Source organism: Lysinibacillus sp. NPDC058147 (genome assembly GCF_042884205.1).
Classification (GTDB): Bacteria; Bacillota; Bacilli; order Bacillales_A; family Planococcaceae; genus Lysinibacillus.
In genome coordinates this window covers 21,751-44,047 of the sequence record NZ_JBHVUJ010000003.1, presented here as the reverse complement: position 1 = coordinate 44,047, position 22,297 = coordinate 21,751, and the positions used below count along the sequence as shown (strand labels likewise).

Below are 22,297 nucleotides of genomic sequence, written 5' to 3'. Positions count from 1 at the left end.
AGCGGATTTTAATTTGGATATAAAAAGCTCTGAACTCGAGCGAAACTTTCATCATTACCGATAAAATATATGATATCTCCTTCTTCCAAGGACACATATGGACCAGGTGAAAGTAATAATTCATTTTTACGACGAATTCCGACAATCGTGCTAGATGTATTTTGCCAAAAATTCAATTCCTGTACTGTTTGGTGGACACAAGGGCTTTCAGCTGTCATCTCTAGTTGATAAGGGATAAATGGATTGACGGAACGGAAATGTTCAGTTCGACTAATCAGTTGTTTAGTCTTTTCCTGTAGGTTTATTAATTCTTGGTGCTGCTTCTGTATGCTAGTCATTAGCTCATGTTGTAATTCATGGACAGATTGAACATCATGGAATTGTCGGACAAAATGTGCAGCCTTTTCATATGAGATGATAATAACCCCACTGCCTTTTGTAGCCTCTACAATTTCCAAGTCTTGCAAAACGGCAATTGCTCTTCTTGCTGTTTCTGCTGAGACATTGTATTGGCTTGCTAGAGATGATCTTGCGTAAATTTTATCGCCAATTCGATACTTTCTTTCCACGATTTTTGAGGCAAGATCGACAGCTATTTGCTGGTATTTTGGCTGTTTCACCTGCACGTTTTTTTCTAATTGCATTCTAAACTTCCTTTCGTCATAACAGTTACCTCAGCTTATTATAGACTAGCCTGCACAGAAAAAATAGCATCTCCATAAGCTATTAGTATATGATGAAAACGTAATGTAACAGTTTTTGTTTCTACTTAATTGTTTTTAATAGAGTAGGTGCTGAAGTTTGACAGTTGGTAGTTATTATTATAAACTAAGTTACATTATGTAAGTGTTGTGAAAATACAAGTGCTCAGTTAGTTTGTTTAGCTAGCTGTTAACAATAGAAGGTTGGAGAAAATATGACAATTACTACTAAAGTTTTGGATATAGTGAAAGATAAAATGACGATCGTGAAGCAATCAGAAACTGAAAGTATTTGCCTAGTTGGTCCAGTAAAATTACCGGTAAAACAGGGTGAATTTTCAGCGACATTTCAATGGTATAACTGGTTAAAAGTAGATGCCAAACTAGCAAAAGAAGAAATAATTGATGGATTAGCATCTGCAAATTTAGCTTTTTTACAACAGTCATCAGTGCTTGTTTATGGGGATTTTGCACATGCAGAGGAAGCTTTAATTCGTATGCATAGCATTTGTCATACAGGTGATATTTTTGGAAGCCAACGCTGTGACTGTGGTTATCAATTACATGAATCGATGAAAATGATCGTGGAGCATGGATGCGGTGCCATTTTCTATTTAGCAGATCATGAAGGTCGTGGCATCGGGTTATTTTCGAAATCTCTTGCTTATTTATTACAAGAAGAGGGGTTAGATACGGTTGAAGCAAACCATGCTCTTGGTTTCCCAGACGATACACGTTCTTACGAGGATGCCATTACTGTGTTAGCTGCACTTCGTTCAAAGCCAGTTACACTGATTACCAATAATCCGAAAAAGCTTGCTGCATTACAAGCACATGGTCTAGCAGCAGAAGGACATGTCCCATTATGGGGAGGATTAACGGAGACAAATCGTTTTTATTTGGACACGAAAGTAGAGAAATCTGGACATTTACGCGAAGAGAAGTGAGTGGAGGAACGAAGATGACAACAGATGAAAAATACATGCAGTTGGCACTTGATTTAGCCGCTAGTGCAAAAGGAAATACGAATCCCAATCCACTTGTAGGGGCTGTAATCGTCAAAGACGGTGTCATTGTTGGAACAGGTTTGCACAGAAAAGCAGGTGAACCGCATGCAGAGGTGCATGCATTCCGTATGGCTGGAGAACATGCTAAAGGTGCGACACTTTATGTAACTCTTGAGCCATGTTCGCATTATGGAAAAACACCTCCTTGTGCAAATTTAGTGAAGGAATCAGCAGTTAGTCGCGTTGTTGTAGCTATGCAAGATCCAAATCCTGCTGTAGCTGGACGTGGTATTCAACTGTTACGAGATGCAGGCATAGAGGTAGAGGTGGGTATTTTAGAAGCTCAAGCTCGACGTTTAAATGAACGCTTTATTCACAATATGCTTACAAAACGACCATTTATTATTTCAAAATATGCGATGACTTTAGATGGGAAAATAGCTGCCCATACAGGACATTCGAAGTGGGTAACGGGTGATGCAGCGCGCGAGGATGTTCACCGTATTCGTCATGAGGTGGATGGTATTTTAGTTGGTGTTGGTACTGTTTTAGCTGACAATCCATCTTTAACGACAAGATTAAAAGAAGATTACGGAAAAAATCCAGTGCGCATTATTATGGATAGCTCGCTTCGTACACCAGCTTACGCCAATGTTCTGAATGTTGAAGAAGCGAAAACAATTATTGTATGTAGTGAGAATGCCGGTCAAGAAAAAATAACAGCTTTTGAGGAAAAAGGCGTGACTGTATTGCCAGTTCGACATGATTCTGAAGGGCTTGTTATTGATGATATGCTAGCAAAACTCTATCAAAATGGCATTACGGATATTTTAGTAGAGGGTGGAAGTACGATCAATTCTTCGTTTTTACAGCAAGGTGCTATTAACAAATACGTGATTTACATTGCGCCAAAGATTCTCGGTGGTCATTTATCGTTAACACCTTTTGCTGGTCAAAATCCATCTACTATGGATGAAGCATGGGATGTAGAATTTGCTTCGTTTGAGCAAGTTGGGCAAGATTTACGTATTATTGCTTATCCAAAGATAGGTGAAAAAAAGTGAATTATCAAGCAGATGTTTGTATTGTAGGGGCTGGTCCAGGTGGAGCACTTCTTTCGTACTTACTAGCGAAAAAAGGTCTTTCCGTAATACTACTGGAACAAAACGCAGCACTTGGGCAGGCATTTCGCGGTGAGCATTTAAATGAAGAGGGTGAGGCTGTTTTAAAAAGTCATCAGCTTTTTGAAGCAGTCGAGGCACTCGGCTTATTACGTATGGGAAAACTTGAATATTACGCAGATGGTAAAGCATTAAAAACTATTCTTCCTGATGAAACTGTAGGACATTTAGGAATTCATGTACCACAGGCCAATCTATTAAAGGGAATATTACAAGAAACACAGCATTTTCTGCACTTTTCTTGTTTCCTCAATACGAAGGTGACGAAACTCATAGTTGACTCTTCAGGTAGATATACGGGTGTCATTGCATCAAGAGATGGGGAAATGATTGAAATTAATAGTCAGTTAATTATCGGAGCTGACGGTCGTTACTCTACTATACGTAAGAAAGCACATATTGAGATTCAAAAGCATAAACATGGCTTTGATTTATTGTGGGCAAAAATTCCTGCTCCTCAAGGCTGGGAGCCATCGATTAAAATGGCATTAATAGGTGATAAGCAGCTATCCTTATTTACGCAGGTAGGTGGGTTCATTCAAATCGGCTGGAACATTGAACAAGGAAGTTTTCCTCAGCTTAGAAAAAAAGCATTTACTCCATTTATCCAACAGCTTTCAGATCAATTTCCGGAACTATCTGATACGGTTAAGGAGCATATCAGATCTTGGCAAGATTTTGTTTTGCTTGATGTATTCAGTAGTCATTGTGACTGCTGGGGGACAAAGGGGCTTGTGCTATTAGGGGATGCAGTTCACACGATGACACCAACTGGGGCATTTGGGCTCAATAGTGCCCTAAAGGATGCAGATTGTCTTGCGTCACTATTAAATAAAGATACGCTTATTCATTTTAACGTACAAGATTTTCAACAAATGCGTGAGCAAGCCATTGAAGAAGTATTAGCGAAGCAAATTGAAAAAGAGCAAACATTTGCGACTAACTTCATCAACAAGGCTTCTTGAAGGGAAGAAAAACAACATGAAATTTGGCTTTGATATAGATGACACACTCATCGATTTACGAGCACACGCCTTTGCGCTTTATAATAAAAAACTTAGTAAAAATGTTGCACTAGAAATATTTCAAGCTTTGCAAAGAGTTGAAATTCACGAACCTTTTGGTTTAACAGATGCTGAAGGAGCGGCGATGTGGAATAGTTCATTAGAGGACATTTATTTTACGGATTGTCCTTCTTTTGAGGGAGCATTAGAGACGCTTCAAGCTTTGGCACAACAAGGACATGACATTTATTATATTACTTCGCGTCCTAAACAGTATTGTGAGCAAACACAAGTATGGATGAAAGCACAAGGATTTCCAATCACAGAAGGTCACTTTTTCTGTGGGATGCAGGATACCGAGAAAGTGGCGATCATCAAAGAGCTTGCTTTAGATGTTTATGTAGATGATAAACCAGCTGTATTAGAAACACTGCAAGATGTGAAGACAAAAGTAATTTTAAAAAATCAATCCTATAACAAGCATGTTGAACTGCCACGCTTAAATCATTGGCATGACTTTTTAGAATTAGCAAATAATTAAGGCATAAAACCCGAATAGAGGGCACTTTAAAAGTGAACCTATTCGGGTTTATTCATTGTTTCGATCAATATAATTGCTTTTCGATTTCTAATGCAACGTTTTGAATAGTATTAATTAATAAATTTTCATCGTAGTCACTGTAGCGTACTTCTGGTATGACCAGCGTTACGGAAGCGATGATTTGTTGAGAAGCATTTAAAATCGGTGCAGATATAGAGCAGGCGCCACGCACACGTTCGCTATTACTAGTCGCAAACCGTTGTAAACGGATATGCTTTAATTCTGTTAACAGTTGCTCTCTTGAAAGTATTGTCTTATCAGTGATAGGTTCAAGACTTATATTCTCTACATATTCTTCAACATTTGGCATAAATGCGAGCAATATTTTAGATGATGCACCTGCATAAAGGGGGGAGGTGTCACCTACAAACATTTTCGTTGAAAGCGGGTATGTTGAATCATAGTTTAAAATACATCGTCTTTCCAATCCATCAATAATATTCATGGAAACACTTTCGCAGATTTCTTCGTTTAGCTTTTTTAAAATAGGTTCTGCTACAATAATAAGACTTGATTCTTCCTTTACTAAATTCCCTAAATACAGAAGTGAATGGCCTAATTGATAGCGCTTAGTACGCTCATCTTTGTGAAGAAAGCCTTCGTACACAAAGGTAGAGACGAAGCGCTGTAAACTGGAAATGCTGATCCCTGTTTTTTTACTTAACTCAGTTAGGGAAAGGCTAGGTTCATCTTTTGAGAAAGCTTTTAACACTTTTATAGCTTTGTGTAGCGATGACATTGTATAGTTTTTTTCGAAAATCTCCTGATTCATCCCGTCACCTACGTAATAAAATAATTTTATCCGACATCCGCCGGAGCATTTATCTTCATAAATTCTATTATAGCGTAATTTTATTTTTGTAGAGAGGACTTTTGGTATTGGTTTGTATGTTCTCCAAGTATCGGTGGCGCTAATTTATATTGAATATCTAAATCAGAGAATTTTAACGGGCTTTTGATGAATTTGATTGAACCATATTGTTCGTGCTCTATTTCACCAATCATGTCTCGTGCCTTAAATTGCGGTTGTTCTAGTGCCTCAGCAATAGTGTTCACACGTCCACCTGGAATTTTGTATTGTTGTAATAAGGTAATCCATTCATCCCGTGTTTTTGTCATGGTAATGTCAGTAATCATCTGAACTAGCTCCGCTTCATGTTGCTTGCGCATCGTATTTGTTATAAAGCGAGGATCATTGGCCCATTCCTCACGTTTTAACATCGTGCAAAACTTTTTAAATTGTCCATCTGTACCAACGCAAATCATTAGGGGGCCATCCGCACAGTTAAATACTTGATACGGCGCAACATTATTATGACGATTACCGAGACGTTCTGAGATAAAACCTGTATTTAAATAAGCGCTCGCTACATTTGCTAGGCTACTCATCTGAACGTCTAATAAAGCTAAGTCAATAAATTGCCCTGAATTTGTGTGGTCGCGCATTCGTAAAGCGGCTAAAATACTAATGGCAACATAATTAGAGGTTAAAATATCTGCAATAGGAACACCAACTTTTGTCGCTTCTCCTTCAGCTGAACCAGTGACATGCATTAAACCACTCATTGCTTGAATAACTGGATCGAACCCAGGTTCATACGCAAGAGGACCTGTTTGACCGAATCCTGTTACTGCACAATAAATGATTCTTGGATTTACTTTGCTTAATTCCTTATAGCTTAGCCCCATCCGCTCCATGTCACCCGTTTTAAAATTTTCAAGGACGACATCGGCATCTTTAACAAGCTCTTTAAATTTTTCTCTGCCATCTATCGTCTTTAAATCTAATGTGATCGATTTTTTATTGCGATTGGCACATAAATAATACGTACTTTGACCATTCACAAATGGCCCCCAATCACGCATACTATCAGAGCCATTTGGATGTTCTATACGAATTACTTCTGCTCCTAAATCGGCCAACATCATGGAGCCAGCAGGAGCAGCATAAACACGAGATAAATCTAATACTCGAATATTTTCAAGAGGTTGCATTGTTCTTCCTCCTAAACACGTCATTTATAAACAGGCTTACGTTTTTCTACAACTGCGTTTACACCCTCTTTAAAATCATCTAGTTCTGTCACAATGGCCATTTGTGATGAAATGTAATCAAGGGCACTGCGTAAATCCATCCGTTGACTTTGATAAACAGCACGCTTTATGAATTGCAATGTCGTAGTTGGACGACTTGCTAATTCCTTTGCATAATTCATTGTGTATTCTTCCAGCTCATGGTCTTCTACAACGAAGGTCACAACACCTTTGTCTTTTGCTTCATCAGCAGTTAATACACGTGCTGTCCAGAACATGTCCAATGCTTGATCGATGCCGACTAATTTCGGTAAATAATAAGCGCCACCGTCGCCCGGCACGATCGCAACGTTAATGTAGCTTTCTGAAATCTTTGTAGATTTTGCAGCTATCCGAATATCGCACATTAAGGCCATATCAAGTCCTGCACCCATTGCAAACCCGTGCACCTGTGCAATAACAGGCTTATCAATTTCTTCAAGGAGAAGGGGAATACGTTGAATCTTTTTCCAAAGAGAATTTTTTCGTGCTAAACCTGTAGAAGAGATATCGTCCTCGCTTTGGAAAAATCCTTCACCAGCTTGCATCGCCTTAATATCCCCGCCAGCGCAAAATGATTTTCCGTTACCTTTTAAGATGACAACACGAATATCCTCTGAATCACGAACATTTTCAAGAGCTTCAATCCATTTAGCGATCATCTCTTCACTAAAAGCATTGTACGCTTCAGGTCTATTTAATGTAATTGTGGCTACATGGTCTTGTACTTCAAAAAGTAAATCAGTCATTTATAACACTCCTTATTATGTTATTTTGGTTTGTCACACTTTAATTAAAGCTGTGGTAATTGACGTCTCTATCCTTCCACTTTGAGAAGCGGAGAACTTGAACTAAACGAAGTTAAATATCCCCATAGGCTATCTCCGCTATTTTCTAGTAGCTGTGTTGCGACCAAATTAGTCCAATAAGAGGTGCTAGCTCCTTCATCGCGCCATGACCAAAGTCTGCGTGTAAATTGATGCAAACTATGCTCGTGTGTTGTACCAATTGCAGCGTGTACTTGATGCGCAATTGTTGTTACTGCTTGAATAATTTCTTCGAAACGAATGCTGGCGTAAGCAACCTCACTATTTTGATTGTTCTTCTGAAGGGCTTCCGTTACATTATTGAATGCAGCTAGAGCGATCGCCGTTTCACCTGCTAAATTCACAATATGCTGTTGAACGAGCTGGAAGCGATGAATAGGTCGACCGAATTGCTCACGTTCTTTCGTATATTGAACAGTTAAATCATTTATTTTATCGACGGCACCAGTCATTAATGCTAATTGAAAAGCAGTATTGAGTGTTGTTATAGCGTGTATCTTGTTAGGAGACAACACAGCAGATATTTGTGAAACCTTAGCATGATGGAATATCACGGTATCACGCGGTTCGCCTGCTAAATTCGACCCTAGCTTTATTTCAGCTGGGCTTAAATCTATTTCTACAAGGTGTGTACCCTCCGTGCTATAGGCAAGTGTCACTAGGTGTTTTGTATGACGTGCCCAGGGGATATGGCTAGCCTCTCCTGATAATTTGCCATTCTCTAACGTAAATGCTTGATTAGGGCAGAGCATATATGTCGCCAAGTCTTCAATTACTTGTAAACTAGTAAACTCTAATAAATAATTTGCAAATGTGGTCTCTGCAAATGGAATCGGCGCAGCGTATTTTCCAGTTAAACGAACAATATTCAATAAATCCTCTATATCGCCACCTGCACCGCCATTTTCTTCTGTAATGGCTACAGCTGCCATACCGTTTTCTTTAAACAGATCCCATAGTTCTGGTGCCCAATGACCTTGTTCCACTGTATCGACTAACTCTTTATCGACTTTTTCTTTTAACATGCGCTCTACAACATCAAGAATCATATCTTTCATTTCACTCATTGTGCTATAACCCCTTTCGCTACAACGCCATACAATACTTCTGAAGTACCTCCTCGAATCGTGAAACCTGGTGCATGTAAAATGGATTCAGCCATAAAGCGATCAATTTTACGATGCGCGTCAAGTGTAGGATAGGTCTGTACGATTAAGCGTGTGATTTCAGGAATACTTTGCTCAAATTTCGTACCGAGTGCCTTCACAAGTGCTGCAGGAATAGATACGTCATCACTATTACCTGATTCTAAAAGCTGGGCTACTCCAATTGACAAATTGCGTAGACCCCAAAGACGAGCTACTATTTTAGACGCTTGCTGTAACCCTGCTAAATTGTTTTGGCGCTTTAATTCTTGAATAAGTTCATCGATTAATGGGAATGTACTCAATATTCGCTCTGGACCACTGCGCTCAAAGGCAAGCTCTGCTAATCCTTGAGCCCAGCCATTACCGATCTCTCCAACAATCATATTGTCAGGTACAAAAACATTGTCAAAGAACACTTCGTTGTAATGATGCTCGCCAGTAAGAAATTTAATAGGAACTACAGTTACACCTTCTGCATGTAAATCGACAATCAACTGACTGAGCCCTGCATGTTTACTTTTTCCATCAAAAGGACTAGTTCGTACTAAAGTCACCATATAGTGGCAAAGGTGTGCATTACTCGTCCAAATTTTTTGGCCGTTGACAATCCATCCTCCCTCTACTTTTTCAGCACGTGTGCTAACCGAAGCGAGGTCAGAGCCACTATTTGGTTCACTTAAACCTATGCCGAAGTAGCATTCGCCTTTCACGATTTTCGGCAAGAAATATTCTCGCTGTTCTTCTGTTCCATACCGTAAAAGAAGTGGTCCTGTTTGGCGATCAGCAAACCAATGTGCAGCAACCGGAGCACCAACAGCTAAAAATTCTTCCGTTAAAATGTATCGATCAATAGTACTCCTCTCTTGACCCCCATATTTTTTAGGCCAAGTTAAGCCAATCCAACCCTTTTGACCAATTATTTTTGAGAATTCAGGATCATCTCCACTTAGCCAAGAGTCACATTTAGGCGTGAAGGTTCCTTTTGTTAATTCATCCTGTAGAAACGTTCGAACACCTAAGCGAAATTGCTCCTGCTCTTGTGTGAATTGCACAGTTGGTAAATGAAACATTTGATCACTCCTTAAATTTTACCGTAATGTGGTAACTATTATTGTATATGTGTATTTTAAGATCACTTATAACTGTAGTCAATTACTTTTTTGGAATTATTAGAAAATTTAAACGAGTAAAGAGAGAAAGGTTCGAGACTTCCCATAAAAACGTGAGGTTGATTTCCGTTCCGACTGGCTACGTTAGTTGGAACGGCAATCAACTTATAAAAGGCACGTTCCTAGTCTTTTGTTGATGAGCTATGTATAAAAATAAATTTCAGATGAAAAAATGGAAAAATGCAGAATAAACATGTTACTATGTAGAAAATTCTGTAATGGAGGTATGGGGTATGCAATTAGCTATCAAAACTTCCCAAAAAATAATGCAAGTGTTATCACCACAATTAGTACAGCATTTGGAAATACTGCAATATTCAACAAATGAGCTAGAACAGTATATTTATGATAAGGCTAACGAAAATCCACTGTTAGTTGTCACGGATGCGACGGTAAAAATGCAATATGAGGAAATTATGCAATTAGCAAGTTATTCCGATAAGAGTTATTCCACGCAATATTATGGGCCTGAAAATAATTTATTTAACCCAATAGAAATGAAGCTTGCAGTAAAAGAAAGCTATGAGCAGTTTTTATTGGAACAAGTACCTATGCATAAAAATCTATCTTCTGCAGATTTAAAAATCTTAACGTTTTTAATTCAATCTTTAGATGAGCGTCTATTTTTAGATGTCGATGTAGAAATTGTTGCTAATCAATGTAAAACAACTGTTTTGCATGTAGAGGCACTATTGGATTTATTGCAAACTTTCGAGCCAGTAGGGGTAGGAGCACGTAATTATAAGGAGTTCTTACTTATTCAGGTAGACAGGGATGCGTTTGCACCAAAATTGGCCTCTCGATTTATCGAAACGGATTTGGAGTTAGTGGCTGCACAGGCTATTAAACAATTAAGTAAAAAGTATAAAACGTCTCTACATGACGTGAAGAAAACTGTCAATTATATAAAAAATTTAAAACCAATGATGACAGGAGATAAGTTTGATGAGATTCCATATGTCATGCCAGAAGTAGAAGTAGAAAGATTAGGAGAGGAATGGCTGATTAAATTAAATCGTGGATATTTACCGATTGTAACTATCGATAAACATTATGTGGAAATGCTAAAAAATGATCCTAATTGTAAAACGTATTTTAAAGATACAATGAAAGATGCTCTATTATTATTACAAGGAATTGAACAACGTGATAAAACACTGTACGAATTAGCTAGATTACTAGTGGAATTGCAAGAGGATTTTTTCCATAAAGGCATGGAGGTATTGAAGCCTATGAGGTTAAAAGATGTGGCGGACATTTTAAATCTTCATGTATCAACGATTAGTCGAGCTTTGCGTGGAAAATATATAAAGACCTCTCATGGTGTGTATGCTTTCCAATCGCTATTTACAAAAGGAGTAATGAATATTTCTGGAAAAATGGATTCTATCATGTATATTAAAAAGCGGCTCAAACAGTTGATTGAGGGAGAGGATAGACAGAAGCCTTTAACTGATCAGCAGCTTACAAATACTTTAAGTGCTGAAGGTATCCAAATATCCAGACGGACAGTAGCGAAGTACAGGGAAGAAATGAATATTATGAGTTCATTTAATCGAGTATATGGATAGGTGATGTAAATAAACTGTTATTGATGTATTTTTGCATCAAAGTTTTAAAATGGCATATACAAAATTCATAGATTTTTGTAAAGGCTCCTCAACGTAACGTAAAGCGTTTTATAAATTGTCATCAACAATCTTTGTTTTAGATAACAACAATAAATGTACGAATTAATAATTTTTTGAAATTTTCAATAAATGATTAGGTTTGGCATCAGAATTGCTCATTAAACGGTAGACATTGATGTAGAGGAAAGGGGCTAGTAAATGTCTACATAAAACACAAAAGGGGTGGTTTAATGGGGGCTTTGCAAAAATCATTGAAAACACGGCATATTACAATGATCTCCATTGGGGGAGTTATTGGTACAGGGCTCTTCGTAGGGACAGGAAAAAATATTTTAAGTACCGGTCCTGCGGCGGTGATTTCATATGCGATTGCATGCTTACTCATAGTTCTGATCATGCAAATGGTTGGGGAAATGGCGTCAGGTGAAATAGTATTAGGAAAGAAATCAGGAGGTTCGGCAGAGCTAGGCTCATTTGCTTCCTATGCAGGGAAATATATTGGCCCATGGGCAGGGTTTACAGTAGGCTGGCTTTATTGGGCAAGCTGGGTATTTATTGTGGGATTAGAAGCAGCACTCATAGGGGGAATGCTGCATAATTGGTTCCCGATGGTACCAACATGGCTCGGAAGCGTAGGCGTAACATTATTGATGACAATTGTTAATATTTATTCAGTAAAATCATTTGGCGAATTCGAATATTGGCTGTCCTTCGTTAAAGTTACGGCTATCGCTGTATTTTTAGTAGTTGGTTTAGCTATGATTTTAGGGATTTGGCCAAATTATGAACCGAAGGGATTAGGTATTTTAACGGAACTCGGTGGATTTGCACCAAATGGTATTGTCCCGATTTTTACGGCAATTGTCTTTGTTATATTCTCCATTTGTGGTGCTGAGGTTGCAGCCATCGCGGCAGCAGAGTCTGAAAATCCTGCGAGAAATATTGTCCGCGCCATTCGCAACGTTGTCTTTCGTTTAGGTTTATTTTTTGTAGGTTCAGTAGCCATTATGGTTTTAATTATCCCTTGGAATGATTCAAAAATGTTGGCAGCGCCTTATGCAAATATTTTAACGATGGCAGGGCTTCCGATTGCTGCTCAACTTATTCAAATAGTCATTTTTATTTCACTCATCTCTGTTTTAAATTCTGCTCTTTATACAAGCTCACGGATGTTACTTGAAATGTCGCGTCAAGGCGATGCACCAAAAATATTCTCGCACATTAAAAATCGTCGCGGTGTGCCTGTACCAGCTGTTATTGGTAGTACAGTAGTAGCGTATATTTGTGCGATGCTATACTTCATTTCACCTGAAGTAATTTTCTACTTTTTAGGTAATTGCGTTGGGGGATTAATGATTGCCGTTTATATTTTTATAGCTATTTCACAAATTCGTTTCCGCCGTTATTACGACAAAGTTTCAGATGAACCATTATCGATTAGAATGTGGCTATTTCCATATTTATCGTATGTAACAATTGGAATTTTAACAGTCGTTTATTTATGCCAAGCCCTCATCGAATCTTTACGTTCACAATTCTATTTGAGTACATTTGTATTAATTGGCTCAGTTGTGTTGTTCATGATTATGCGGAAGCTGTCGACAAGACCAGCAAAGCAAATAGAGGAAAAGCTAGCATCAGAGTAGAATACTATAAAATACAAAAAATTCGCGATATTTCTGCTAGATATCAAGTCAAAGGATACTTTAACATCTTTTAGACTTACAGATGCCCCGTAGAAAGTAGCGAATTTTTTTTGTATGAATGTATAAAGTTTTTTTAAGTTCGAGAGGAAGTGATCTATATGTCGATAACTGAACTTCATAAAGAGGAACATTTTTTTATTGTAGAAAATGAGGAAGTAATGATTAAAAGTGATATCCAATTAGAGCTTCTTGAAAAAATAATTAAAAAATATAGTAAAGGAATAGAAACCTTTGAGGCTGAAGGGTATTCCATTCATGTAATAGAGACTTCGCAAGGTAGCTTATTTCATGTCAAACCATTCATGCAGTATAGCTATATTGACTTTATGAACCCATTGTCAATTAAAGTATTAAACTCCATATCCGATGGCGTTACAGTATGTGATAGCGATGGCAAAATTTTATTCCAAAATGATATTGATATTGAAATTGTAGGCATTGATTTAATGGGGAGATATGCGCAAGACGTAATCGCCGAAGGATTAATGAGCGACTCCATTTCGATGAAAGTAATTGAATCAAAAGAAAAAGTAACTATTTTGCAGACGTTTATAAATGGCAAATGCTTTTTAGTTTCAGGTAAGCCAATATTTGATGAAGACGGTGAATTACAATACGTAGTAGCAATTACACGTGATATGACACAATTAAAACTGTTAGAGAAAGAAGTAAAAAAATTAGAAGTTCAAAATGAGAACTTTAAAAATAAGCTACATGCCTTACATAGTAAAGAAACAACAAAAAGTAGTTTAATAGCTGTATCTTCCGCAATGATGCAGGTTGTAAAGCGTGTTATGAGAGTTGCAGAGGTAGACTCAACTGTATTAATTGGTGGTGAATCAGGCGTAGGTAAAGAAGAGATTACAAAGCTTATTCATGCAAATAGCCGTCGTCACAATAAGCAAATATTAACGATTAACTGTAGCGCAATCCCTGAGAATTTATTAGAATCTGAACTTTTTGGCTATGAGGCAGGAGCATTTACAGGTGCATTAAGAGGTGGTAAGGCAGGGTTATTTGAGATTGCATCTGGTGGTACAGTTTTTTTAGATGAAATAGGAGAGATGCCCTTATTACTACAGGCGAAATTATTACGTGTGCTTCAAGAATCAGAGGTTCAGCGTCTAGGTAGTGGAAGGCCTTTTCCTATTGATGTGCGCATAATCGCTGCGACAAACCGAAATTTAGCGGATATGGTGAGACAAGGTAATTTTCGTGAGGATTTATATTATCGGTTAAATATTATTCCGATTGAAATTCCTCCTTTAAGATATCGTCGGCAAGATATTATCCCTCTAGTTAATCATTTTTTAGCCATTGTTGAAGAAAAATATGGTATCCATCGGACAATTGAGTCATCTGCGATGAAAATATTAGAGTTTTATGATTGGCCAGGAAATGTACGTCAACTTAAAAATATGGTAGAGCGTATTTGCTTACTAGCAACGCAGCCAGAAATAACAGCTTATATTGTGCAACAAGAGTTAGATAGTAACCCAACTATTATACGTGATCAAGAAGATCCAGTGAAAATACAAAGCATCCAGGAACAAGTTGTATCCGCGAAGTTTAGTGGTACTTTAAAGGAGCAAGTAGCTTCGTTTGAAAAGCAGATTATTAAAGAGGCTCTATCTAAATTTCCAAGTATCAGGCAAGCTGCTAAATCACTTGGCTGTGATCAGTCAACATTAGTACGTAAAATACAAAAATTCCAATTAACGAAACAAATTTCATATGAGGATTAGTGATGTATTTTTGCATCAAAATTTCATTCATGCACAATAAGTTGTAATATCGCAATGCTCGCTAATAAATACAAAGAAAATGATGGAATGCATCATTAATATTTTAATTTAATTGATGTAGAAGAAAAGGGACATTTTCAAACAAGAAAGCGTCTCTTTTTCTTTTTGAGTAGTTTTTGTAAAGCAACAATAACGATTCACCACTAAAATTTTAGTATGATATTTGTTAAAACGTACGCCATGTATATAAGTTGATTGGAGTGGAGATTGGGCGACTCCTTGGGGATTAGCGTCACAGATGAGACCCTGGAGCGAGCAACGCGAGTGAAGCGGCTCATCGGACGCCCCCAGGAAAGCGCCCAATCGGAACGGAAATCAACCCCACGTTATGGCAATAAGGCAATATTTTTTCGTTAAAAGAATTTTTTTCTTCAGTTGGCATGAGAATTGCTACTAAAAAAATGAATGAAATTTTAAACGGAAAGAGGTTGGTATTTATGACAGTTCAACTAAAAGAAGAGTTAAAAACGTTAGATCAAAAACATTTTTTACACCCAACAACGTCGATTGAGCAACAACAAACACAAGGGCCAGCAGCCATTTTTACAGAGGGCAATGGCATTTATTTAAAAGATATAGAAGGAAATATTTACATTGATGGGATGTCTTCTTTATGGAATGTAAATATTGGGCATGGTCGTAAAGAAATTGCTGAAGTGGCGAAGGAGCAAATAGCTACATTAGCATTTAGTTCCTGCTTCGCATCATTTAGCAATGAGCCAGCTATTCGTTTAGCGACGAAAATTGCTTCTTTAACGCCGGGAGACTTAAACACTGTATTTTTCACTTCAGGCGGTTCAGAGTCAAACGATACAGCGATTAAATTAGCACGTCATTACTGGTTACTAAAAGGGCAGCCAAATCGCCAAAAAATTATTTCACGTACCCATTCATACCATGGTGTAGCTATGGGGGCTACAAATGCGACAGGCTTGCAAGCATTTCGTGACTTTACGAATTCGCACGCACCTGATTTCCACTATGTATACAGCGAATCCGTACGTAATTTACGTGAAACTGTTGAAGCGTTAGGCCCTGAGACTGTGGCAGCATTTATTTCTGAACCTGTGCAAGGTGCAGGTGGGGTTAATATTCCACAAAAAGATTACTTTAAAGAAGTGCGAAAAATTTGTGATGAGTACGGTATTTTATTCATTGCAGATGAAGTCATTACCGGGTTTGGTCGTACAGGTAAATTTTTCGGTATGGAGCATTACGGTGTAGTGCCAGATATGATGTCATTCGCAAAAGGAGTTTCAAGTGGGTATGTTCAACTTGGTGGTGTGGCGATATCCGAAAAGCTTCATCAAGATTTTTGCGAGCTTTCTAAAGGAACATTAATGCACGGATATACTTACAGCGGTCATGCACTCGCTTGTCAAGTTGGGTTGAAAAATATAGAAATCCTTGAACGTGAAAATCTCGTTGAAAATGCTGCAAACATGGGAAATGCCATGTTAGAAGGATTCCGAGCACTGCAAGAAAAATATAGCTTTATAGGACGCGTGCGTACTCTTGGATTACTTGGAGCTATTGAATTAGTGAAGAGCCGTGAGACGGGTGAATTGTTTGAGTCTCCTCTTAGTCCGATTTTTGTACAAGAAACGATGAAACGAGGATTGATTTTACGTACGGTTACGTACGATCAAGATACAGTTGTCTTTTCTCCACCTCTCATTCTATCAAAAGTAGAGTTAGATGAAATGTTACGTATTTTAGACGAGACATTTGAGCATATACGTAAAACAATTGTTGAAAAAGAGTAATGTCAACGAAGCGATTATTATTTAAAGGAGGAGTTTTATGACAACTATCGTAAGAGAAATACGAGAACAGTTTAATCCAGCGAAACCATCTCAATGTATAGGTCAAGTTGAGCTTTTGACAATAGATGAAACGAAAGACGTTATCGTTGCAGCTCAGGAAGCATTTGAAGGTTGGAAAAATACGACCTCTGTTGCACGTGGAGAAATTTTACGTGTGACAGCAGACCTGCTTGAGAAAAATATTGATAAAGTAGCTGAAGTAGCTTCGAATGAAATGGGTAAAACGAAAAATGAAATGCTTGGTGAAGTTAAACGTGGCGCTTCCATTTTACGTTATTTTGCACAAGAAGGGATGCGCGCAACAGGTGAAGTGTTACCTTCCGCCAATGAAGCAAAATTATTGTACACAATGAGGGTGCCACTTGGTGTCGTTGCCGCCATAACTCCTTGGAATTTTCCTGTCGCTATTCCTCTATGGAAAATTGCACCTGCATTAGTGTACGGCAATACAGTTGTTTGGAAACCATCTATTGAAAGCGCTTTAACCGGTAAATTAATTGGCGAATTATTTCAACAAGCAGGCTTACCGAAAAACGTGTTAAATGTCGTGCAAGGCCGCGGTTCTAAGGTAGGGCAGGTATTATTGGAGGCACCTGAAGTAAAGGCGATAACATTTACAGGCTCAAACAGTGTCGGGCAAAGTATTTTAGATACAGCTGGAGCAACTAATAAAAAAATTCAGCTCGAACTTGGAGGCAAAAATGCAGCAATCATTTTAGCTGATGCGAATATTAATCAAGCTGCAAAATTAACGATTGAAGGTGCGATGAAACAAACAGGACAGCGTTGTACAGCTACTAGTCGAGTTTATATTGAGGAAGCAGTTTATGAAAAAGTAGTAGAGCTGTTAATTGAAGAAGCTAAAAAAATTGAAGTTGGTGTCACGATGGGGCCTGTGTCATCTAAAGGACAATATGATTCTATATTATCCGCCATCGAGAAAGCAAAAGTTGAGGGAGCAGAGCTAGTATTTGGCGGTGGTCCTACAAAAGATATGTTAGAAGGATACTATATTGATCCAACAATCTTTACGAATGTAACACATGATATGTCGATTGCCCATGAAGAGATTTTTGGACCAGTTTTAGCGGTTATCAAAGTAAAAGATTATGAAGAGGCGATTCGATTATCGAATGATTCTAATTTTGGATTGAGTGCTTCTATTTATACAAATAACATTCCGAAAGCATTTGATTTTATTAACCGTAGTGAGGTTGGACTAGTGCAGGTTAACGATGAAACGGGTGGAGCAGAGCCTCAAGCACCGTTTGGAGGAATGAAAAACTCAAGTACCGGTGCTCGTGAGCAGGGGCAAGCTGCGAAAGAGTTCTTTACAACGTATAAAACAATAACGATTGGCACAAAAAGTGAGTAGAAAGTTTATATTGAAAGAAATTTAGAATAGAAAATAAAAAAATATACGTCACATATGCCTCGGTGTAATGGCCCAGATTTTCTGAATTGTACGCAATAGCTTGTAAAAAATCTGGGGCATCTGCTCGAGGCATTGACTTTATACAAAGAAATTGTGGTTTTAAATTAATTAAAAGAAAGAAGGTAGAGCTATGGCACAAAGTCGTTTAGCAATTGATGTCGGTGGAACGTTTACGGATGTATTTGTTTTTAATGAAGAGACGGGAGAAGTATTCGTCACAAAAACGTCGTCTACACCTTCAAATCCAGAGCAAGGAATTTTAAATGGAGTAGAAAAAGCAGCATTAAATGGTAAGGATATTAAAATTTTTTCTCATGGCACAACAGTTGGAACGAATGCGTTAATTGAGCGCAAGCTGCCAAAAACAGCTCTTATTACGACAAAGGGCTTTAGAGATGTCATCGAAATTCGCCGGGGAACGAAAGAAGATATTTGGGACACATATAAAGATACTGCTAAGCCTTATATTCAGCGACGGGATCGATTTGAAGTGACAGAACGAATAGATTATGAAGGAAATATTCTTCAGGTTATTGATGAAGAGGAAATTCGTTTATTAGCCAAAAAATTAAAACGACGAGGAACAGAATCCATTGCAGTGTGCTTCATCAATGCCTACGTGAACGGGGAAAATGAGGCGAAGGTCAAAAAAATTTTAAAAGAGGAATTACCGGATATCTATGTTTGTATTTCAAGTGAGGTGCTTCCGGAAATTTTTGAGCATGAGCGAATGAGTACAACGATTATTAATGCTGTTCTTGGGCCGATTATGAGTAATTACATTAGTAAGTTAAGCGATGAAATGCAGAAAAAGGGCTATGACGATGAAATATTAGTATTACATTCTGGTGGTGGTGTCATGACTTCAAGCACAGTTCCCCGCTATGCTGCTAGATTGGCAAGTTCCGGAATAGCTGCTGGTGCAATCGCAAGCAAGCATATCGCAAAGTTATGCGGATTTGACAATGCAATTGGCTTAGATATGGGTGGTACAAGTACTGATATTTCACTGATGTATAAGGGGGATATACGAATCACAAAGGATTGGTCTATAGAATATGGCTATCCAATTGGTTTCCCGAGCATTGAAATATTAACAATAGGAGCCGGTGGAGGTAGCCTCGCTTGGAAAGATGAAGGCGGTTCTTTACGAAATGGACCTCAAAGTGCAGGGGCAGTACCAGGTCCAGCTTGCTATGGTCGAGGAGGCACTGAGCCCACTAACTCGGATGCAAATTTAGTGCTAGGACGTTTAGGTGTGGATTTGTTAGATGGGACGATGCATTTAAACAAAGACACAGCAAGAGTGGCAGTAAAAAATATAGCAAATGCATTCGATCAAACGGTTGAGGAAGCAGCAAGTGCCATTATAGAAGTTGCAAATGCCAATATGAGTGATGCAGTACGATTAATATCGGTACGGAGAGGTTATGATCCTCGTGATTTTGCACTTGTAGCTTTTGGTGGTGCGGGACCATTACATGGTGCCTATTTGGCAAAAGATTTAAACATCCCAAAAGTCATTATTCCTACACATCCAGGTGTAGCCGCGGCAATGGGGTGCTTACTTGTAGATGTCCGTCATGATATTTCTAAAACGTATGTGAAAAAACTAGATGAAGTAAGTGCAGAGGGACTGACAAATCAGTTTAAAGAATTACGACAAGAGGCAAGAGAGTTATTAGAAGAGGAAGGAATTGCAGAAAATACATCAACATTAACAAATTATATTGACCTTCGTTATAAGGGACAATGGCGATCTCTAGCTGTTCCTGTAACCGATCAAATAACTTCCTTAGATGCTATTTTGGAAGCATTCCATAAAGAACATGAACGAGAATTTGCATTTTCTGATAAGGATCAGACCGTAGAAATATTTGGCCTACGTGTAACGGCTATAGGCACAGTACCAAAGCCTAATTTCCCGCGATATGCCACTGAAGGGTCATTGGAAGATGCTTTTAAGGAAACGCGCCCTGTTTATTTTGAGGGTAAATATATTGAAACCAACGTATATAATCGAGATAAAATACCTGTTTATACACAATTTGCAGGTCCAGCTATTATCGATCAGCTGGATACGACGACTGTTATTCCACCAGGATTTACTGCGGAAGTAGATGCCTATAAAAATATTATTATTACGGTGAACTAATACGCGATAAGGAGGAATTGGCTATGAGTACAACTAAATTGGAGACAAATCAAAAGGTCCAAAATTTAGACCCAGTAACATTTGAAGTGTTAAAAAACGGCTTTGTGAATTTAGTCGATCAAATGGCTGAACAAATGCTGCGTACTTGCTACTCGTTTGTCATTTATAATCGAGACTTCAGCTGTGCATTATGCGATGCACAAGGGAATACTATTATGCAGGGAACTCAAGATATTTCTGTACATGTAGGGACATTACATTTAACTGCCAAAGCTGTCTTAGAAGATTTCGCTGATGACATTCATCCAGGAGATGTATTTTTAGTAAATGATCCTTATCGTGGAGGAACACATTTCAGTGATGTGCGTGTAATTTTACCAGTGTTCCATGATGATAAACTAATTGCACTCATGCAAACAAATGGTCACTGGGCAGATGTCGGTGGCTCTAATCCAGGTTCCTTTGATATTACAGCTAAGGAACATTACGGGGAAGGGCTTCGTATCCCACCTGTCCGCATTTATAGTAAAGGTCAATATTTAACAGATGTTGTGAAGATTATTGTCATGAATATGCGCATTCCGGAAGAACGTATCGGAGATTTAAGGTCTCAAGTGGAAGCGGCGAAAGTTGGAGAGAAGCAGCTTCAGGAAATGATAGAAAAGTACGGCATAAATACAGTGTTAGTAGCTTTTGAGGAAGTCCAAAATTATGTAGAGAGATTAATGCGAGCGAAAATTAAAGCTTTACCAAAAGGACAATGGGAAACGGTGGACTATATCGATATGGATCCACAATTAGGAGATGGCCTCATCCCAATTCGTGTGAAAATGACTATTACTGAGAATGAAATAGCTTATGATTTAAGCGATTCACATCCTTATATTAGTTGTTTCTTAAATGCGGGCTTTGGATCAGCACTTTCCGGTACTTATGCAGGAACCAAAACATTTTTCCCAGAGATTCCGCTGAACTCAGGTTTTTATCGTGTTGTAAATATAATCCTACCCGAAAACTCAGTCGTTAACGCACCTAGCCCAGTAGCTGTCTCTGGCTATTGTTCAGGCGCGTTTGAAAAAATTATGAATGCATGCTTCGAATTATGGTCAAATATTATGCCTGAACGCGCTATCGCATGTTCATTTAATTTAGAGTATTTATTAATAGGTGGATATGATCAGCGGGGAGATAGTAGTGAATATTTTATGTGGTATGACTGGATGGCTGGTGGACATGGCGGGCGTATTAACCGTGATGGTGCAAATACTACCTCGCCGGTGTTCGGGGTAGGTTTGAGTGTTCAACCATGCGAAGGGCAAGAGCGTCTGTCGCCAGTTGTTACAACGCAGCATGAAATCATTATAGATTCAGCTGGTCCGGGTAAATACCGTGGTGGTTGTGGTGTAGAAAAGGGAGGAGCTTTAACGGATGTAATCCAAACGGTGATGTCCTATTGTTGTGATCGTTCTCGCTCCATTACATGGGGGATTATGGGCGGCTTACCTTCTATCGCACAGGGGGCTATTTTAAATCCAAACAAAAAGGATGAAAAATTTTTAGGCACGATCTTCTCCAATGTCGAGCTGAAGAATGGAGATTCCTTTACACGTCCATCAGCTGGAGGCGGTGGCTTAGGTGACCCATTAACACGAGATATAAACGCTGTTTTAGAGGACGTGATAGATGAATATGTTTCGCTTGAGCGAGCAAAGCTTGATTATGGCGTAGTCATCCATGAAATTGACCGTGATTTGGATGTCTTCGAAATTGATATGGCTGCTACATTAAAAGAACGCGATTATATTCGCAAAAATCGCCATAGATGGTTGGAAACAGATCCAATAGAAGTTGAGCAGATGTATAACAAAGGTGAAATTAATCATATGGATGTTGTTCGTAAATATGGTGTCATTATGGATTATGAAACAAATAAAGCATTGTCAATTTCAACAGAGCAATACCGAGAAGCGATGAAGAAACGTTCTTTGGCATATTGGGGATAAACATCAAATAATTCAGCTTCTTTCT

The 22,297-nt window shown here is 38.4% G+C and carries 17 protein-coding genes; 11 read left to right on the top strand and 6 right to left on the bottom strand.

Features of this window, described 5'->3' with window-relative positions; genetic code table 11:
* Positions 1–8: 8 nt before the first annotated feature.
* Positions 9–644 carry a GntR family transcriptional regulator gene (locus tag ACFVT8_RS09715; RefSeq protein WP_387080338.1) on the bottom strand — a complete coding sequence of 212 codons (636 nt, stop codon included), beginning with the start codon at positions 642–644 and terminating at the stop codon, positions 9–11.
* A 272-nt stretch (positions 645–916) separates the two neighbouring features.
* Here ACFVT8_RS09715 and ACFVT8_RS09710 point away from each other — a divergent pair, with 272 nt between their 5' ends.
* Genes ACFVT8_RS09710 through ACFVT8_RS09695 form a run of 4 tightly spaced genes read left to right on the top strand, consistent with a single transcriptional unit; the run spans position 917 to position 4,434 of the window.
* Positions 917–1,648: a GTP cyclohydrolase II gene (locus tag ACFVT8_RS09710; RefSeq protein ID WP_387080340.1), complete on the top strand. Its 732-nt coding sequence runs from the start codon at positions 917–919 to the stop codon at positions 1,646–1,648.
* 14 nt (positions 1,649–1,662) lie between these two features.
* A complete protein-coding gene (gene ribD / locus ACFVT8_RS09705) occupies positions 1,663–2,772 on the top strand; it encodes a bifunctional diaminohydroxyphosphoribosylaminopyrimidine deaminase/5-amino-6-(5-phosphoribosylamino)uracil reductase RibD (protein WP_387080341.1) in 1,110 nt (369 codons plus the stop codon).
* Positions 2,769–3,854: an FAD-dependent monooxygenase gene (locus ACFVT8_RS09700; RefSeq protein WP_387080342.1), complete on the top strand. Its 1,086-nt coding sequence runs from the start codon at positions 2,769–2,771 to the stop codon at positions 3,852–3,854. The genes ribD and ACFVT8_RS09700 overlap by 4 nt, the downstream gene beginning before the upstream one ends.
* Before the next feature lie 16 nt (positions 3,855–3,870).
* On the top strand, positions 3,871–4,434 hold the full coding sequence (locus ACFVT8_RS09695; RefSeq protein WP_387080343.1) for a 5' nucleotidase, NT5C type: 564 nt from the start codon (positions 3,871–3,873) through the stop codon (positions 4,432–4,434).
* A gap of 64 nt (positions 4,435–4,498) precedes the next feature.
* Here the strand turns inward: ACFVT8_RS09695 and ACFVT8_RS09690 are convergent, their stop codons facing one another.
* The 5 genes from ACFVT8_RS09690 to ACFVT8_RS09670 form a co-directional block, all read right to left on the bottom strand.
* Positions 4,499–5,266 carry an IclR family transcriptional regulator gene (locus ACFVT8_RS09690; protein WP_387080345.1) on the bottom strand — a complete coding sequence of 256 codons (768 nt, stop codon included), beginning with the start codon at positions 5,264–5,266 and terminating at the stop codon, positions 4,499–4,501.
* Positions 5,267–5,346: 80 nt separating this feature from the next.
* Entirely contained in the window at positions 5,347–6,489 is a 1,143-nt protein-coding gene (locus ACFVT8_RS09685) for a CaiB/BaiF CoA transferase family protein (RefSeq protein WP_387080346.1), read from the bottom strand.
* A 20-nt stretch (positions 6,490–6,509) separates the two neighbouring features.
* Entirely contained in the window at positions 6,510–7,316 is an 807-nt protein-coding gene (locus ACFVT8_RS09680; RefSeq protein ID WP_387080348.1) for an enoyl-CoA hydratase/isomerase family protein, read from the bottom strand.
* A 68-nt stretch (positions 7,317–7,384) separates the two neighbouring features.
* Entirely contained in the window at positions 7,385–8,461 is a 1,077-nt protein-coding gene (locus tag ACFVT8_RS09675; protein WP_387080350.1) for an acyl-CoA dehydrogenase family protein, read from the bottom strand.
* Entirely contained in the window at positions 8,458–9,612 is a 1,155-nt protein-coding gene (locus tag ACFVT8_RS09670) for an acyl-CoA dehydrogenase family protein (RefSeq protein ID WP_387080351.1), read from the bottom strand. The genes ACFVT8_RS09675 and ACFVT8_RS09670 overlap by 4 nt, the downstream gene beginning before the upstream one ends.
* Before the next feature lie 332 nt (positions 9,613–9,944).
* Here ACFVT8_RS09670 and rpoN point away from each other — a divergent pair, with 332 nt between their 5' ends.
* From rpoN to ACFVT8_RS09635, 7 genes are all read left to right on the top strand, one after another.
* Positions 9,945–11,282, top strand: a complete 1,338-nt coding sequence (gene rpoN, locus ACFVT8_RS09665; protein WP_387080353.1) for an RNA polymerase factor sigma-54 — start codon at positions 9,945–9,947, stop codon at positions 11,280–11,282.
* Between the two features lie 290 nt (positions 11,283–11,572).
* Positions 11,573–12,988 (top strand): amino acid permease, encoded by a 1,416-nt coding sequence (locus ACFVT8_RS09660; protein ID WP_387080355.1) that lies wholly within the window; start codon positions 11,573–11,575, stop codon positions 12,986–12,988.
* Positions 12,989–13,146: 158 nt separating this feature from the next.
* The gene (locus tag ACFVT8_RS09655) at positions 13,147–14,793 is read left to right on the top strand and encodes a sigma-54 interaction domain-containing protein (RefSeq protein ID WP_387080357.1); all 1,647 of its coding nucleotides are present in this window, start codon (positions 13,147–13,149) and stop codon (positions 14,791–14,793) included.
* Between the two features lie 497 nt (positions 14,794–15,290).
* Complete coding sequence (locus tag ACFVT8_RS09650) at positions 15,291–16,619, top strand: aminotransferase family protein (protein ID WP_387080359.1); 1,329 nt, start codon at positions 15,291–15,293, stop codon at positions 16,617–16,619.
* 37 nt (positions 16,620–16,656) lie between these two features.
* Complete coding sequence (locus ACFVT8_RS09645) at positions 16,657–18,054, top strand: aldehyde dehydrogenase family protein (protein WP_387080360.1); 1,398 nt, start codon at positions 16,657–16,659, stop codon at positions 18,052–18,054.
* A 190-nt stretch (positions 18,055–18,244) separates the two neighbouring features.
* Entirely contained in the window at positions 18,245–20,269 is a 2,025-nt protein-coding gene (locus tag ACFVT8_RS09640; RefSeq protein WP_387080362.1) for a hydantoinase/oxoprolinase family protein, read from the top strand.
* A 23-nt stretch (positions 20,270–20,292) separates the two neighbouring features.
* On the top strand, positions 20,293–22,272 hold the full coding sequence (locus ACFVT8_RS09635; RefSeq protein ID WP_387080364.1) for a hydantoinase B/oxoprolinase family protein: 1,980 nt from the start codon (positions 20,293–20,295) through the stop codon (positions 22,270–22,272).
* The last annotated feature ends 25 nt before the right edge of the window (positions 22,273–22,297 follow it).

Coding starts and splice junctions, on each gene's coding strand:
- ACFVT8_RS09715 (WP_387080338.1), bottom strand. CDS start 644: ATGCAATTAGAAAAAAACGTGCAGGTGAAACAGCCAAAATACCAGCAA.
- ACFVT8_RS09710 (WP_387080340.1), top strand. CDS start 917: ATGACAATTACTACTAAAGTTTTGGATATAGTGAAAGATAAAATGACG.
- ribD (WP_387080341.1), top strand. CDS start 1,663: ATGACAACAGATGAAAAATACATGCAGTTGGCACTTGATTTAGCCGCT.
- ACFVT8_RS09695 (WP_387080343.1), top strand. CDS start 3,871: ATGAAATTTGGCTTTGATATAGATGACACACTCATCGATTTACGAGCA.
- ACFVT8_RS09690 (WP_387080345.1), bottom strand. CDS start 5,266: ATGAATCAGGAGATTTTCGAAAAAAACTATACAATGTCATCGCTACAC.
- ACFVT8_RS09685 (WP_387080346.1), bottom strand. CDS start 6,489: ATGCAACCTCTTGAAAATATTCGAGTATTAGATTTATCTCGTGTTTAT.
- ACFVT8_RS09680 (WP_387080348.1), bottom strand. CDS start 7,316: ATGACTGATTTACTTTTTGAAGTACAAGACCATGTAGCCACAATTACA.
- ACFVT8_RS09675 (WP_387080350.1), bottom strand. CDS start 8,461: ATGAGTGAAATGAAAGATATGATTCTTGATGTTGTAGAGCGCATGTTA.
- ACFVT8_RS09670 (WP_387080351.1), bottom strand. CDS start 9,612: ATGTTTCATTTACCAACTGTGCAATTCACACAAGAGCAGGAGCAATTT.
- rpoN (WP_387080353.1), top strand. CDS start 9,945: ATGCAATTAGCTATCAAAACTTCCCAAAAAATAATGCAAGTGTTATCA.
- ACFVT8_RS09660 (WP_387080355.1), top strand. CDS start 11,573: ATGGGGGCTTTGCAAAAATCATTGAAAACACGGCATATTACAATGATC.
- ACFVT8_RS09655 (WP_387080357.1), top strand. CDS start 13,147: ATGTCGATAACTGAACTTCATAAAGAGGAACATTTTTTTATTGTAGAA.
- ACFVT8_RS09650 (WP_387080359.1), top strand. CDS start 15,291: ATGACAGTTCAACTAAAAGAAGAGTTAAAAACGTTAGATCAAAAACAT.
- ACFVT8_RS09645 (WP_387080360.1), top strand. CDS start 16,657: ATGACAACTATCGTAAGAGAAATACGAGAACAGTTTAATCCAGCGAAA.
- ACFVT8_RS09640 (WP_387080362.1), top strand. CDS start 18,245: ATGGCACAAAGTCGTTTAGCAATTGATGTCGGTGGAACGTTTACGGAT.
- ACFVT8_RS09635 (WP_387080364.1), top strand. CDS start 20,293: ATGAGTACAACTAAATTGGAGACAAATCAAAAGGTCCAAAATTTAGAC.